General features: G+C 71.4%; 1 pseudogene. It reads left to right on the top strand.

Annotated features, from left to right (window positions below):
* Positions 1–102: 102 nt before the first annotated feature.
* Positions 103–15441 (top strand): annotated as a pseudogene (locus tag OHB21_RS03615) (amino acid adenylation domain-containing protein); the annotation flags it as partial.
* Positions 15442–15466 lie beyond the last annotated feature (25 nt).

The raw sequence follows: 15466 nt of genomic DNA, 5'->3' as shown, positions 1-15466 counted from the left end.
CGCCGTCACGCTATCGGGTGGTTCGAAGATATGCGAGGTGGTAGACGAATGACCAGTACGGCTCGGACACGACCGGTCCGCACGCGCCGTCAACGGGTCATCACCCTGCCGCACCTGATGGCCGCCGCCGTCGAGGCGGGGCCGCAGTCGGTCGCCGTCGTGCACGCCGACGCGACCGCCACCCTCGGCTCGCTCACCTACGCCGAACTGGACGAGCGCTCGAACCGGCTGGCCCGGCTGCTGTTCGCGCGCGGCGTGGGCCCCGGCGATCTGGTCGCGGTGGCCGTGCCGCGCGGCCTGGACTCGGTGGTCGCGGTGTGGGCGGTCGCCAAGACCGGCGCCGGCTTCGTGCCGGTGGACCCGAACTACCCGGCCGATCGCGTCGAGCACATGGTCACCGACTCCGACGCGGTTCTCGGTCTCACCGTCGGCGCCGTGCGCGCGGGCCTGTCCGAGCGGGTGGAGTGGCTGGTCGTCGATGGCGACGAGCTGAGCGAGGCGCTGGCGCAGGCGTCGGCCGAGCCGGTCACCCACGTCGACCGCCCCCGCGCGATCCGCGCCGAGGACGCCGCCTATGTCATCTACACCTCCGGTTCGACCGGCCTGCCAAAGGGCGTGGTGGTCACCCAAGCCGGGCTGGGCAGCTTCTGCGAGGAGCAGCGGCAGCGCTACCGGGTGAGCGCCGACTCGCGCACCCTGCACTTCGCCTCGCCCTCGTTCGACGCGTCGGTGCTGGAACTGCTGCTCGCCCTCGGCGGCCCGGCGACCATGGTGGTGGCCGACCCGTCGGTGTACGGCGGCGACGACCTGGCCGCGCTGCTGCGCCGCGAACGGGTGACGCACGGCTTCATCACGCCCGCCGCGCTCGCGTCGGTGGACCCCGCCGGACTCGATGACCTGCGCGTGGTAGTGGCCGGTGGCGAGGCCTGCCCGCCGGAACTGGTGCGCCGCTGGGTGCTGCCGATCGCCGAGGGGACTCGCGAGTTCTACAACGGGTACGGCCCCACCGAGACCACGATCATGACCAATATCAGTGATCCGCTGGTACCGGGCGAGGTCGTCACCATCGGCGCGCCGATTCGCGGCATCACCGAATACGTGCTGGACGAGCGGCTCACGCCGGTGCCCGGCGGCGTGGTCGGCGAGCTGTACATCACCGGCGCCCAGCTCGCGCGCGGTTACCACCGGCGCCGCGCGCTCACCGCGTCGCGATTCGTGGCGAATCCATTCGAGCCCAGCGGTTCCCGGCTCTACCGCACCGGCGACCTGGTGCGGTGGACCGCGAGCGGCGCGCTGGAATACATGGGCCGCAACGACTTCCAGGTCAAGATCCGCGGCTTCCGCATCGAGCTGGGCGAGATCGACGCGGTGCTCGCCGCACACGACTCCGTCGACTTCGCCGTCACCGTCGGGCACAAGATCGACAGCGGCGCCACGATTCTCGCCTCTTACGTGCACGCCGCGCCCGGCGCGACGGCGGACCCGGCCGAACTGATCGCCTGGGCCGAGCGCAGTCTGCCCGCCCATATGGTGCCGACCGCGCTGACCGTCCTCGACGCCATTCCGCTCACCCCGGTCGGCAAACTGGACCGCGACGCGCTGCCCGCGCCCGTGCTCGAGCAGAAGGAGTACCGCGCCCCGCGCACGCCCGTCGAGCAGGTCCTGGCCGAGGTGATGGCCGAGGTGCTCGGCGTCGAGCGGCTCGGCGTGGACGACGACTTCTTCGCCCTCGGCGGCGACAGCATCACCTCGATCCAGGTGGTGTCGCGGGCGCGGGCGCGGGGCGTGGTGTTCACTCCCCGTGAGCTTTTCGCCACCCGCACCATCGACCAGCTCGCCGCGCTGGCCCGCACCGAGGACCCCGAGACGCTCGCCGACGACTTCGCCTCGCGCGAGCTGGTGCGCCTGGACGACGCGGAACGCGCCCGCCTGGCGGCCGCCTACCCCGGCCTGTCCGATATCTGGCCGCTGACGCCCTTGCAGTCGGGCATGCTCTTCCACGCGCAGCTGGCCGAATCCTCCATCGACGCCTACATCACCCAGTTCGTCATCGACCTCGGCGGCGAGGTCGACCACGACCGCCTGCGCGCCGCGGCGGCGGGCGTGCTGGGCAGGCACGCGAACCTGCGCGTCGCGTTCACCGAGGACGCGGCGGGCGATCCGATCCAGATCGTCCTCGACGACGTCGAAGTGCCCTGGCAGTACCTGGATCTCAGCGGCGACACCGATCCGGACGCGGCCTTCACACGCCTGCTCGACGCCGACATGCTGCGCCGGTTCCCGATGGACTCCGCGCCGCTGCTGCGCTTCACGCTGGCGCGCACCGGTCCCGGCACGCACCGCTTGATCGTCACCAGCCACCACATCCTCATCGACGGCTGGTCCATGCCGCTGCTCACCCGCGACCTGCTGACCTGGTACGCGCTCGGCGACGGATCGGTGCTGCCGCCCGCCCGCCCGTACCGCGACTACCTCGCCTGGCTGGACGCGCAGGACCAAGAGGCGAGCCGCGCGGCCTGGCGCGCCGCCCTCGACGGCGTCACCGAACCGACCCCGCTCGCGCCCGTCGATCCCGCGCGCGAGATCGCTGCGGGCATCGGCGTGGTGGATCTGGCGCTCTCCGAAGCGGATACGGCCGCGCTGTCGAGTCTGGCCGCCGCGACCGGCGTCACCGTCAACACCATCGTGCAGGCCGCGTGGGGCCTGCTGATCGGGCGCGCGACCGACCGCGACGACGTGGTGTTCGGCGCGACCGTATCGGGCCGCCCGCCCCAGCTGGCCGGGGTGGAGACCATGGTCGGCCTGTTCCTCAACGCGATCCCGGTGCGCGTGCGGCTGCGGCCCGGCGCGACGCTGGCCGAGCTGCTGCACGCCGTGCAGGCCGAACAGGCCGAGCTGCTCGACCACCACTACCTGGGGCTCAGCGAGATCCAGGGTCTCGTCGGGGTGGAGGGGCTGTTCGACTCGCTGGTGGTGTTCGAGTCGTTCCCCATCGACCGCGAGGCGCTGAACACGGCCGGTGAGATCGCCGGCGGTCTCACCGTCACCGGTGCGCTGGCGGTGAACGGATCGCACTACCCGCTCACCGTGATGGTGATTCCCGATGCGGCGCTGCAACTCTCGTTCAAGTACCTGCGCGACGTGTTCACCGAGGACGATGTGCGCGCGCTGGCGGGCCGCTTCACCGCGCTGCTGCACCGCTTCGTCACCGAGGCCGACGCGCGCGTGGCCGACGTGGACGTGCTGACCGCCGCCGAACGCGCCGAGCTCACCGCCCGCAACGCCACCGACGTCCCGGAACTCGTCGACGACGCGACCCTGATCCGCCTGTTCGACGCGCAGGCCGACCGCACCCCCGACGCCCCCGCCGTGCTGGCCGAGGGCGTCACGCTCACCTATGCCGAGCTGCGCGAGCGTTCGGCGGCGCTGGCCGGTGCGCTGGCCGCGCGTGAGGTGGGCCCGGAAGCGCTTGTGGCCGTGGCCATGCGGCGGTCGGTGGAGCTGGTGGTCGCGGTCTACGCGGTGCTGCGGACCGGGGCTGGGTACGTGCCTATCGATCCCGATCACCCGGCGGAGCGCAGCGAGTTCGTGCTCGCCGGTGCCGAGCCTGTTTGTGTGTTGACCAGGGCCGCAGACGAATTCACCACTTCGGCGGACATTCCCGTTGTGGCAGTGGACGACTTGACGGGCGCACCTTTGGCGGCGGCACCGGTGGTGCGCCCCGACAACGTGGCGTACGTGATTTACACGTCGGGTTCGACGGGTCGTCCGAAGGGTGTGGCGATCACGCATCGGCAGATGGTGAATCAGTTCCGGTGGGCGCAGGGTGCGTATCCGCACGACGGTTCGGATGTGGTGTTGCACAAGACGCCGATCACGTTCGATATCTCGACGTGGGAGCTGTTCTGGCCCTTGCAGGTCGGGGCGGCGATCGTGGTCGCCGAGCCCGACGGGCACCGCGATCCGGCGTACCTGGCGCGGACCATCGACGAATTCGGCGTCACCTCGGTGCATTTCGTGCCCTCGATGCTGGACGCCTTCCTCGACGGTGCGGAGGCCGACGGACGCCACGAATCGCTGCGCTGGGTGTTCGCGGCCGGTGAGGCGCTGTCCACCGAGACCGCCACGCGTTTCGCCAAGGCGCTGCCCGGCACCCGCTTGGAGAATTGGTACGGCCCCGCCGAGGCGACGGTGGTGACGGCCCATCCCGCCGCCGACGCCGAGGGCGTCTCGGTGCCGATCGGCGCGCCGGTCGCGAATACCCGTGTGTACGTGCTGGATCGGCAGCTGCGCGAGGTGCCGCCCGGTTCGCCGGGTGAGCTCTACGTCGCGGGTGTGCAGTTGGCGCGCGGCTACTACCGCGCGGCGGGGCTGACGGCCGAGCGGTTCGTCGCGCATCGCGACGGGCAGCGGCTGTACCGCACGGGCGACGTGGTGCGCTGGCGCGCCGACGGCACACCGGCGCTGGAGTACTTGGGCCGCAGCGATTTCCAGGTGAAACTGCGCGGCCAGCGCATCGAGCTGGGTGAGATCGAAGCGGTGTTGCTCGGCCACGATACGGTGCACCGGGCCGCCGTCGCGCTGGTCCACGGTGCGGCGGGCGACCGCCTGGTCGCCTACGTGGTGGCCGAGGGCGACGCGCGGATCGAGGAGACGGCCGTGCTCGACCACGTGCGCGCGCACGTGCCGTCGTACATGGTGCCCTCGGCGGTGGTGGTGCTGGACCGCATGCCGCTCAACGCCAGCGGCAAACTCGACCGCAAGGCGCTGCCGAAGCCGGAGATCGCGGGCCGCGCGCACCGCGAGCCCGCCACCGACGCCGAGCGCACGGTCGCCGCGGTCTTCGCCGAGGTGCTCGGGGCCGACCGGGTGGGCGCCGACGACGACTTCTTCGACCTCGGGGGCAACTCGCTGGCCGCCACCCGGGTCGCGGCCCGGCTCGGCCAGGCGATCGGCGCCCGCGTGCCGGTGCGCGCCGTGTTCGAGGCCCCGACCGTCGCCGACCTGGCTGCCGCGCTCGGACGCGGGGCGGGTGGCCCAGCCCGGCAGGCGCTCACCGCCGGACCGCGCCCCGATCCCGTTCCGCTGTCGCTGGCCCAGCAGCGCATGTGGTTCCTCAACCGGTTCGACACCGCGTCGGCGGTGAACAATCTGCCGGTCGCCGTGCGGCTCACCGGCGAGCTGGACGTCGCCGCGCTGCGCCAAGCTGTCGGCGACGTGGTCGCGCGCCACGAGACGCTGCGCACCGTATACCCCGTGGGCGCGAACGGCGTTGCCCATCAAGTGATCCTGACTCCCGACCAGGCGACGCCGGATCTGCGGCCGCAGCCCGTCACGGCGGGGGAGCTGGGCGAGCGCATCGCCGCCGCCGTGTCGGCGGGCTTCGACGTGACGACCGAAACGTCGTTCCGCGCGGAGCTTTTCGAGGTGGTGGGCACCGACGAGCACGTGCTCGTCGTGGTCGCGCACCACATCTCCGCCGACGGCTGGTCGATGGGTCCGCTGACCCGTGACGTGATGCTCGCCTACGCCGCCCGTCACGCCGGGCAGGCGCCCGGCTGGGCGCCGCTGCCGGTGCAGTACGCCGACTTCAGCGTGTGGCAGCGCGCGGTGCTCGGCTCGGAAGACGATCCCGCGAGCCTGATCTCGGCGCAGGCCGCGTACTGGCGGGAGGCGCTGGCGGGCCTGCCCGACGAGCTGAACCTGCCCGCCGACCGCCCCCGCCCGGCCGCGCAGTCGTTCGCGGGCGGCACCGTCGCCTTCACCGTCGACGCCGCCCGCACCGAACGGCTGGACGCGCTGGCCAAGGACCACAACGCGACCTTGTTCATGGTGTTGCACGCGGCGTTGGCGGTATTGCTGGCGCGGTTGTCGGGAACCGAGGACGTCGCGGTGGGTACGCCGGTGGCGGGTCGTGGTGAGGCCGAACTGGACGATGTGATCGGCATGTTCGTCAACACGCTGGTGCTGCGCACCGCCGTGCCCGGCGACACCGGTTTCGACGCCCTGCTCGACGTCGTCCGCGAAGCCGACCTCGGCGCGTTCGCCCACGCGGACCTGCCGTTCGAGCGGCTGGTCGAGATCCTGAACCCGGCGCGTTCGACGGCGCGGCATCCGCTGTTCCAGGTGATGCTGTCGGTGCAGAACCTGCCCGAGAACACCCTCGAACTCCCGGGCCTGCGCGTCGAAGCCGTCGACTTCGACATCGACACCGCCAAGTTCGACCTGATGGTCGGTATCAAGCAGTCCGCGGCCGGGCTGTACGCCGAGATCTCCTACGCGAAGGACCTTTTCGACGCCGACACCGTGCGCGGCTTCGCGGATCGGTTCGTGCGCCTGCTGGGGACGATTGTGGACAACCCGGCCACACCGGTCGGCGACCTCGACCTCCTCGCCGAGGACGAGCGCGCCCGGCTGACCGCTCCGCCCGCGCGGCGGGAGATCGGCTCGGCGGCGACGCTGGTCGAGCTGTTCGAGGCCCAGGCGCGTAAGACGCCATTCGATCCGGCTGTGATCGATCGCGCCGCCGTGGGTCAGACGGAGTGGACCTACGCGGAGTTCGCGACGCGCGTGCACCGGTTGGCGCGTCGTCTGGTGGATGCGGGTGTGGGTCCGGAGACGCTGGTGGCGTTGGGTATTCGGCGTTCGGTGGATCTGGTGGTCGCGATGTACGCGGTGCTGGAGGCCGGTGGCGGTTACGTGCCGTTGGATCTGGATCAGCCCGCCGACCGCATCCGGTATGTGCTGGAAACGGCTTCCCCGGTGTGTGTGCTCACCACGGAGCGGGATGGGTTCGATACGGCGGCCGTGGGATTCGACGGTGAACTCCCTGTGCTCACCGTCGATACGGAGGATCTGTCCGGGTACCGCGCGACGCCGCTCACCGATGCCGATCGGCGTGCGCCGCTGACCGGTGCGCATCCGGCGTACGTGATCTTCACGTCGGGTTCGACCGGTCGGCCGAAGGGTGTGGCCGTGCCGCATTCGGCGGTGGTGAACCAGATCCGGTGGATCACCGCCGAATACGGTATCGGCGACTCCGACACCGTGCTGTTCAAGACGCCGGCGACGTTCGATGTGTCGGTGTGGGAGTTGTTCGGTTCGCTCACCACGGGCGCGCGTCTGGTGGTCGCCACCGCCGACGGTCACCGCGATCCGCATTATCTGGCGGACACCATCGCCGCCGAGGGTGTGACGATCACGTCGTTCGTCCCGTCGATGCTCACGGTGTTCGCCGGTACGGCCCGTCGGGAGGCGCTGGATTCGCTACGGGCGTTGCTGGTGGCGGGTGAGGCGTTCACGAGTGCGGAGGTCGCCGCGATTCGCCGGGTGACCGATGCGGAGCTGCACAATCTGTACGGCCCAACGGAATTCACCGTCCACGCCACGTATGCGGCGGTGGATGAGCAGGTTACGGGTGCTGTTCCGATCGGCGTGCCGGTGTGGAACGCGGCGGCGTATGTGCTCGATGCGCGTCTGCATCCGGTGCCGGCCGGTGTCGCGGGCGAGTTGTATCTGTCCGGTGATCAGGTCGCGCGTGGCTACTTGTCGCGTCCGGACCTGAGCTCCGAGCGTTTCGTGGCCGATCCGTCCGGTGCTCCGGGTGCTCGCATGTATCGCACCGGTGATTTGGTGCGCTGGAACCGGGATGGTGCGCTGGTCTATTTGGGCCGCACCGATTTCCAGGTGAAGCTGCGCGGCCTGCGCATCGAACTCCCGGAGATCGAAGCGGCTCTGCTCGGTGACGACGCCGTCGCGCAGTCGGTCGTGGTCGTACGCGAAGACCCGCACACCGGCGACCGCCTGGTGGGTTACGTCGTACCCGAGGCGGGACAGACCGTCGACACGGTGGCACTGCGCGAACGCGCCGCCGCGGCGTTGCCGGCGTACATGGTGCCGTCGGCGCTCGTGGTGCTCGACGAGATGCCGCTGAACCCGAACGGCAAACTCGATCGAAAGGCGTTGCCGGAGCCGGTCTTCGAGCAGGCCGTCTTCCGCGCGCCGAACACGCCCGTCGAACAGATCGTGGCCGGAGTGTTCGCCGAGGTCCTCGGCGACGGCGACAGGCAACTCGGCCTCGACGACGACTTCTTCGCCCTGGGCGGCAATTCGCTGCTGGCCACCCAGGTCGCCGCCCGCATCGGCGCGGCGCTCGACACCGCCGTGCCCGTGCGGCTGCTCTTCGAGGCATCCACCGTCGCCGCGCTCGCGGCCGCCGTGGAACAGGCCGACGGCGAGCGGATCGCGCTGGTCGCCGGACCGCGCCCCGAGCGCGTCCCGCTCTCGCTCGCGCAGCGGCGCATGTGGTTCCTCAACCGCTTCGACGCCGAATCGGCCGCCTACAACATCCCGATCGCGGTGCGCCTCAGCGGTGATCTCGATATCGACGCGCTGCGCCTGGCTGTCGCCGACCTGATCGAACGCCACGAAATCCTGCGCACCGTCTACCCGCAGACCGACGCGGGCCCGGTACAGGTGATCCTGCCCGCTGACGGCGACGTGCCGACCCTGGCCGTGCGCGCGCTCGACGCCGCCGAACTGGAATCGGCGATGGCGCACCTGATCACGACGCAGTTCGACGTGACCGCCGAGGTGCCGCTGCGCGCCGCGCTGTTCGATTTGGGCGGTGCGGAATACGTGCTGGCGATGGTGGTGCACCACATCAGCGGCGACGGTTTCTCCATCGGCCCGCTCACCCGCGACCTCATGATCGCCTATGCCGCACGGACTTCCGGCGCGGCGCCGGGCTGGTCGCCGCTTCCGGTGCAATACGCGGACTTCAGCATCTGGCAGCGCGCGCTGCTCGGCGACGAAGACGATCCGAACTCCCGCGCGGCGGCCCAGATCGCCTACTGGCGTGACGAATTGGCCGGCCTGCCCGACCAGCTGGAGCTGCCCACCGATCGCCCGCGCCCGGCCACCCAGTCCTTCGCGGGCGCGAAGATCCCCGTCGAGATCGACGCCGAAACCCACCGCGCGCTGGCCGAATTGGCGCGTGCCGAGGGCGCCACGCTGTTCATGGTCGTGCACACCGCGCTCGCGGTGCTGCTGGCGCGCCTGTCCGGCGGCGACGACATCGCCATCGGCACCCCGATCGCGGGGCGCGGCGAGGCCGCGCTCGACGACCTGATCGGCATGTTCATGAACACCCTCGTGCTGCGCGCACGGGTCGCGCCCGGCGCGCCGTTCACCGAGATCCTGGCCGCCCAGCGCGCCGCCGACGTGCGCGCCTTCGCGCACGCCGACGTGCCGTTCGAGCGACTGGTCGAGGTGCTGAACCCGGCGCGCTCCACCGCGCGCCACCCGCTGTTCCAGGTGGGCCTGTCCTTCCAGAACATGGCCGCGGCGGATCTGGAGCTGCCGGGCCTGCGCGTGGCGGGCGTCGACATCGAGACCCACCTCTCGCAGTTCGACCTGCACCTGATCGTCGGCGACCGCTACGACGAGACCGGCGCGCCCGCGGGCATCGGCGGCACGCTCACCTACGCCACCGACCTGTTCGACGCCGAGACGGCGCGCGCCGTGGTGGACCGCTTCCACCGCGTCCTGGCCGCCGTCGTCGCCGAACCCTCGGTGCGGGCGGGGGAGATCGAGATCCTCGACGACGCCGAACGCACGCGAATCCTGCGCTCCTGGAACGCGACCGAGCATCCGGTCGACCCGGAGACCACGCTGGTGGACCTGCTCGAGGCCACGGTCGCCGCGCGACCCGAGGCGATCGCGCTGAGCGGAGACCGGCCCGGCCACGACCTCACCTTCGCCGAACTGGACGCGCGGGTGAACCGCCTCGCGCGGTACCTCCTTTCGCTGGGTGTCGGCCCGGACGAGCGCGTCGCTCTGGTGTTGCCGCGCTCGGTGGACCTGGTGGTCGCGATGTATGCCGTGGCCAAGGCGGGCGGCGCGTATCTGCCGCTCGACCCGGACATGCCGGTCGACCGCACCACCTACATCCTCGACACGGCCGCGCCCATCTGCGTATTGACCAGTGCGGCAGTCGGTTTCACCACCGACGCGGCCCCGGTCTTCCGCCTGGACGATCTGGATCTCGCGGCGGTCGACCCCGCCCCGATCCGCGCCGGCGAGCGCCGTGCCCCGCTGCGTGCCGCGCACACCGCCTACGTGCTGTTCACCTCCGGCTCCACCGGCAGGCCCAAGGGTGTCGCGGTACCGCACGGCGCGATCGTCAACCAGATGCTGTGGATGGTGGACGAATTCGGCATCGACGCCGACGACGTCACCCTGCTCAACATCCCCGCCACCTTCGACGTCTCGGTGTGGGCGTACTGGTCGCCGGGCGTGTGCGGCAGCAGGCTGGTGATCGCCGCGCCCGACGGCCACCGCGACCCGGTGTACCTCACCGACCTGATGCGCGCGAGCGGCGTCACCACGCTGCACGTGGTGCCGTCCATGCTGGACGGGCTGCTCACCGCGGCGGGCGGCGAGACGAGCCCCGCGCTGCGGCGGGTGCTGGCCATCGGCGAGGCGCTGCCCGCCGCCGTCGCGCAGCGGTTCGACGTCGCCAATCCCGCAGTGGCGCTGCTGAATCTGTACGGCCCGACCGAGGCGGCGGTCTCGGTCACCTGGCACCGCATCGGCCCCGGTGACACGCTCACCGTGCCGATCGGCGTGCCGGAGTGGAACACCGGCGTCTACGTGCTGGATCAGCGGCTGCGGCCGGTGCCCGCCGGGGTGTCGGGCGAGCTGTACCTGTCCGGTGTGCAGTTGGCGCGCTGCTACTTCGCGCGGCCCGATCTCACCTCGGATCGTTTCGTGGCCAACCCCTTCGAACCCGGCGCGCGCATGTACCGCACCGGCGACCTGGTGGCCTGGCGCGCCGACGGCACGCTGATCTACCGGGGCCGCACCGACTTCCAGGTGAAGGTGCGCGGCTTCCGCATCGAACTCGGCGAGATCGAGGCCGCGCTGCTGCGCCGCGACAGCGTCGCCGAGGCCGCCGTCTTGGCCCACTCCGACCCGCATCTCGGGGATCTGCTCGTCGCGTACGTGTCGTCGGTGGACGGCGCCGCGCTCGACACCGAGGCGGTGCGTACCGCGATCGCGGCCGAATTGCCCTCGTACATGGTGCCTTCGGTGTTCGTGACGCTGGATCGGCTGCCGCGCAACCCCAACGGCAAACTCGACCGCAAGGCACTGCCCGCGCCCGAGCTGGAAGGCGCGGCGTTCCGCGCGCCCGCGACGCCCGTGGAGGAGATCGTGGCGGGCGTGTTCGCGGACGTGCTCGGCGTCGAGCGGATCGGCGCGGACGACGACTTCTTCGCCCTCGGCGGCAACTCGCTGCTGGCCACCCAGGTGGTGGCCCGGCTCGGCGCCGCGCTGGCGACCCGGGTGCCCGTGCGCGAACTGTTCGAGGCTTCCACCGTCGCGGCGCTCGCCGTGCGGGTGGAGCGGCACGCGGGTGCGGGCGGCAGGCCGGCGCTGACGGCGGGTCCGCGCCCCGAGCGGGTGCCGCTCTCGCTGGCCCAGCAGCGCATGTGGTTCCTCAACCGGTTCGACCCGGGCGCGGCCGTCTACAACATCCCGGCCGCCGTGCGGCTCACCGGCGACCTGGACGTCCCCGCGCTCGTCGCGGCGGTCGGCGACCTGCTGGCCCGCCACGAGGTGCTGCGCACGGTCTACCCGGCCACGCCGGAAGGCCCCGTCCAGCGGGTGCTGCCGCTCGATCAGGCGGTGCCCGCCGTGACCGTCGAACCCGTCGCGGCGGCGGATCTGCCCGACCGCGTGCGCGCCGTGGTGACGGCGGGCTTCGACGTGACGGCCGAAGTGCCGCTGCGGGTCGCGCTGCTGCGCGTCACCGGCACCGAAAAGCCAGAGCACGTCGTGGTTTTCGTGGCCCACCACATTTCCGCCGACGGCTGGTCGATGGGTCCGCTGACCCGCGACGTGATGGCCGCCTACGCCGCCCGCACGGCCGGGCTGGCCCCGAACTGGGCGCCGCTGCCGGTGCAGTACGCCGATTTCAGCCTCTGGCAGCGCGCCGTGCTCGGGTCCGAGGACGACCCGGGCAGCCTGATCTCCGCGCAGGCGGCGTACTGGCGCGCTGCGCTGGCGGGCCTGCCCGACGAATTGAGCCTGCCCGCCGACCGGCCGCGCCCCGCGGTCCCCTCCTACGCGGGCGGCCGGGTGGCGTTCGAGGTCGACGCCGAGGTCCACCGGGCGCTCACCGAGCTGGCGCGCACCGAGAACGCGACGTTGTTCATGGTGTTGCACGCGGCGTTGGCGGTGTTGCTGGCGCGGTTGTCGGGGACCGAGGACGTCGCGGTGGGTACGCCGGTGGCGGGTCGCGGTGAGGCGGAGTTGGACGATGTGATCGGCATGTTCGTCAACACGCTGGTGCTGCGGACCCAGGTGCCGGGCGCGCTGTCGTTCACCGAACTCCTCGCCGAGGCCAAGGAAACGGATCTGCGCGCGTTCGCCCACGCCGACCTGCCGTTCGAGCGGTTGGTGGAGCTGTTGAACCCGGCGCGTTCGACGGCGCGGCACCCGCTGTTCCAGGTGATGCTGTCGCTGGCGAACCTGCCGGAGACCGAATTCGAGCTGCCCGGCCTGCGCCTCGGCGCGGTCGAGCTCGAGTCCGACACCGCGAAGTTCGATCTGTCGCTGACCGTCAGCGAGTCGGGTGGCGCGCAACCCGGTGGGCTGTACGCCGAATTCTCCTACGCCAAGGACCTTTTCGACGCCGACACGGCGCAGGGGTTCGCGGACCGTTTCGTGCGGCTGCTGCGGCTGGTCGCGGACAACCCGGCGGCACCGGTCGGCGATCTGGACCTGCTCGCCGAGGGGGAGCGCACCGCCCTGCTCACGCCGCCCGCGCGACGGGAGATCGGCGGTGCGGCAACCCTGGTCGACCTGTTCCAGGCGCAGGTTCGTGAGACGCCGCTAGATCCGGCTGTGATCGATCGCGCCGCCGTGGGTCAGACGGAATGGACCTACACCGAGTTCGCGACGCGCGTGCACCGGTTGGCGCGTCGTCTGGTGGATGCGGGTGTGGGTCCGGAGACGCTGGTGGCGTTGGGTATTCGGCGTTCGGTGGATCTGGTGGTCGCGATGTACGCGGTGCTGGAGGCCGGTGGCGGTTACGTGCCGTTGGATCTGGATCAGCCCGCCGACCGCATCCACTACGTCCTCGACACGGCCGCCCCGGTGTGTGTGCTCACCACGGAGCGGGACGGATTCGACACGGCGGCCGTGGGATTCGACGGTGAACTCCCTGTGCTCACCGTCGATACGGAGGATCTGTCCGGGTACCGCGCGACGCCGCTCACCGATGCCGATCGGCGTGCGCCGCTGACCGGTGCGCATCCGGCGTACGTGATCTTCACGTCGGGTTCGACGGGCCGTCCGAAGGGTGTGGCGGTGCCGCATTCGGCGGTGGTGAACCAGATCGGTTGGATCACCGACGAATACGGCATAGAGGCGAGCGATACGGTCCTGTTCAAGACACCCGCGACGTTCGATGTGTCGGTGTGGGAGTTGTTCGGTTCGCTCACCACGGGCGCGCGTCTGGTGGTCGCCACCGCCGACGGTCACCGCGATCCGCATTATCTGGCGGACACCATCGCCGCCGAGGGTGTGACGATCACGTCGTTCGTCCCGTCGATGCTCACGGTGTTCGCCGGTACGGCCCGGCCGGAGGCGCTGTCCTCGCTGCGCACACTGCTCATCGCGGGTGAGGCGTTCACCGCCGCCGAAGTCGCCGCGATTCGCCGGGTGACCGATGCGGAGCTGCACAACCTGTACGGCCCAACGGAATTCACCGTCCACGCCACGTATGCGGCGGTGGACGATCACGTCACGGGTGCTGTTCCGATCGGCGCGCCAGTGTGGAACGCGGCGGCGTACGTGCTCGACGCGCGCCTGCACCCGGTGCCGGCCGGTGTCGCGGGCGAGCTGTACCTCGCCGGTGACCAGGTCGCGCGCGGCTACCTGTCGCGTCCGGACCTGACTTCGGAGCGTTTCGTCGCGGACCCGTACGGCAAACCCGGCACCCGCATGTACCGGACCGGTGATTTGGTGCGCTGGAACCGGGATGGTGCGCTGGTCTATTTGGGCCGCACCGATTTCCAGGTGAAGCTGCGCGGCCTGCGCATCGAACTCCCGGAGATCGAAGCGGCTCTGCTCGGTGACGACACCGTGGCCCAGTCGGTCGTCGTGATGCGGGAGGACCCGCACACCGGCGAACGGTTGGTCGGCTACGTGGTGCCCAAAGCCGGGCAGACCGTCGACACGGCGGCCTTGCGGGAACGGGCGGCCGCGGTCCTCCCCGCGTACATGGTGCCGTCGGCGCTCGTGGTCCTGGACGAGATGCCGCTGAACCCCAACGGCAAACTCGATCGAAAGGCGTTGCCGGAGCCGGTCTTCGAGCAGGCCGTCTTCCGTCCGCCGAACACGCCGCTGGCCTCGGTCGTGGCGACCGCGTTCGAGGAGGTGCTCGGCACGCGGCAGCTCGGCCTCGACGACGACTTCTTCGCCCTGGGCGGCAACTCGCTGCTGGCCACCCGCGTGGTCGAACTGCTGCGCACCCGCACCGGCGCCGAACTCACCGTCGCCGCGTTCTTCGTCGATCCCACCGTCGAGGGACTGGTCGGACAGGTCGCGGCGGCGCTGGAGGCCGGGCACGACTACGACGGGGCCACCGACAGCGCCCTGGCCGTCCTGCTGCCCATCCGGGCGGCGGGCGAGCGGGCGCCGCTGTTCTGCCTGCCGCCCATGGCGGGCATGTCGTGGAGCTACGCCGGCCTGGCCCGGTTCCTGCCCGCCGACCAGCCGATCTACGGTCTGCAATCGCCCGCGCTGAGCGAGGACGACTTCGACCCGGCGGATGTGTCCGACCTGGTCGACCGCTACGTCGCCGAGATCGTGGCGGTGCGGCCGCACGGGCCGTACCGGCTGCTCGGCTGGTCGCTCGGCGGCCTGCTGGCCCACGGCGTGGCCGCCGCGTTGCAGGCGCGGGGCGAGCGGGTGGAGCTGCTCGCGATCCTGGACGGCGTCCCCGCGCCGGACCTGGACGACTTCCGCGCCGAAGTGCGCCAGGCCTTCGCGGGCCTCGGCATCGACCTGCCCGCCGACGCCGACCTGGCCACCTTGGACGACGACGCCCTCGCCGCCGTGCACGCGGCCCTGGTCACCGAGCCCGCGCTGTTCACCCTCGACCGGCTCGGCCGGATCTATCGGGGCGCGCTGCGCACGGTCGAACTGGCCGCGGCCCACCGGCCGGGCGTCTTCGAAGGGCGGGTCGACTACTTCACCGCCACCATCCCCGAAGCGGACGGCCGCACACACGGTGGCCCGGCCGACTGGGCGCCCCACGTGCGCGGGCCGATCGAGAACCATCCGATCGCGACCACGCACTTGGCGATGACCTCGCCGGAATCGCTCGCCGAGCTGGGGCCGCGCCTGGCCGCCCTGCTGGAGCAGGGGTGAGGTGACGCGTTTCCCGCGCGGGCTC

This window comes from Nocardia puris, assembly GCF_036051655.1.
In the GTDB taxonomy this organism is placed as follows: Bacteria; Actinomycetota; Actinomycetes; order Mycobacteriales; family Mycobacteriaceae; genus Nocardia; species Nocardia puris.
The sequence above is the reverse complement of the archived record's forward strand: the minus strand, read 5'-3'. Positions and strand labels throughout refer to the sequence as shown.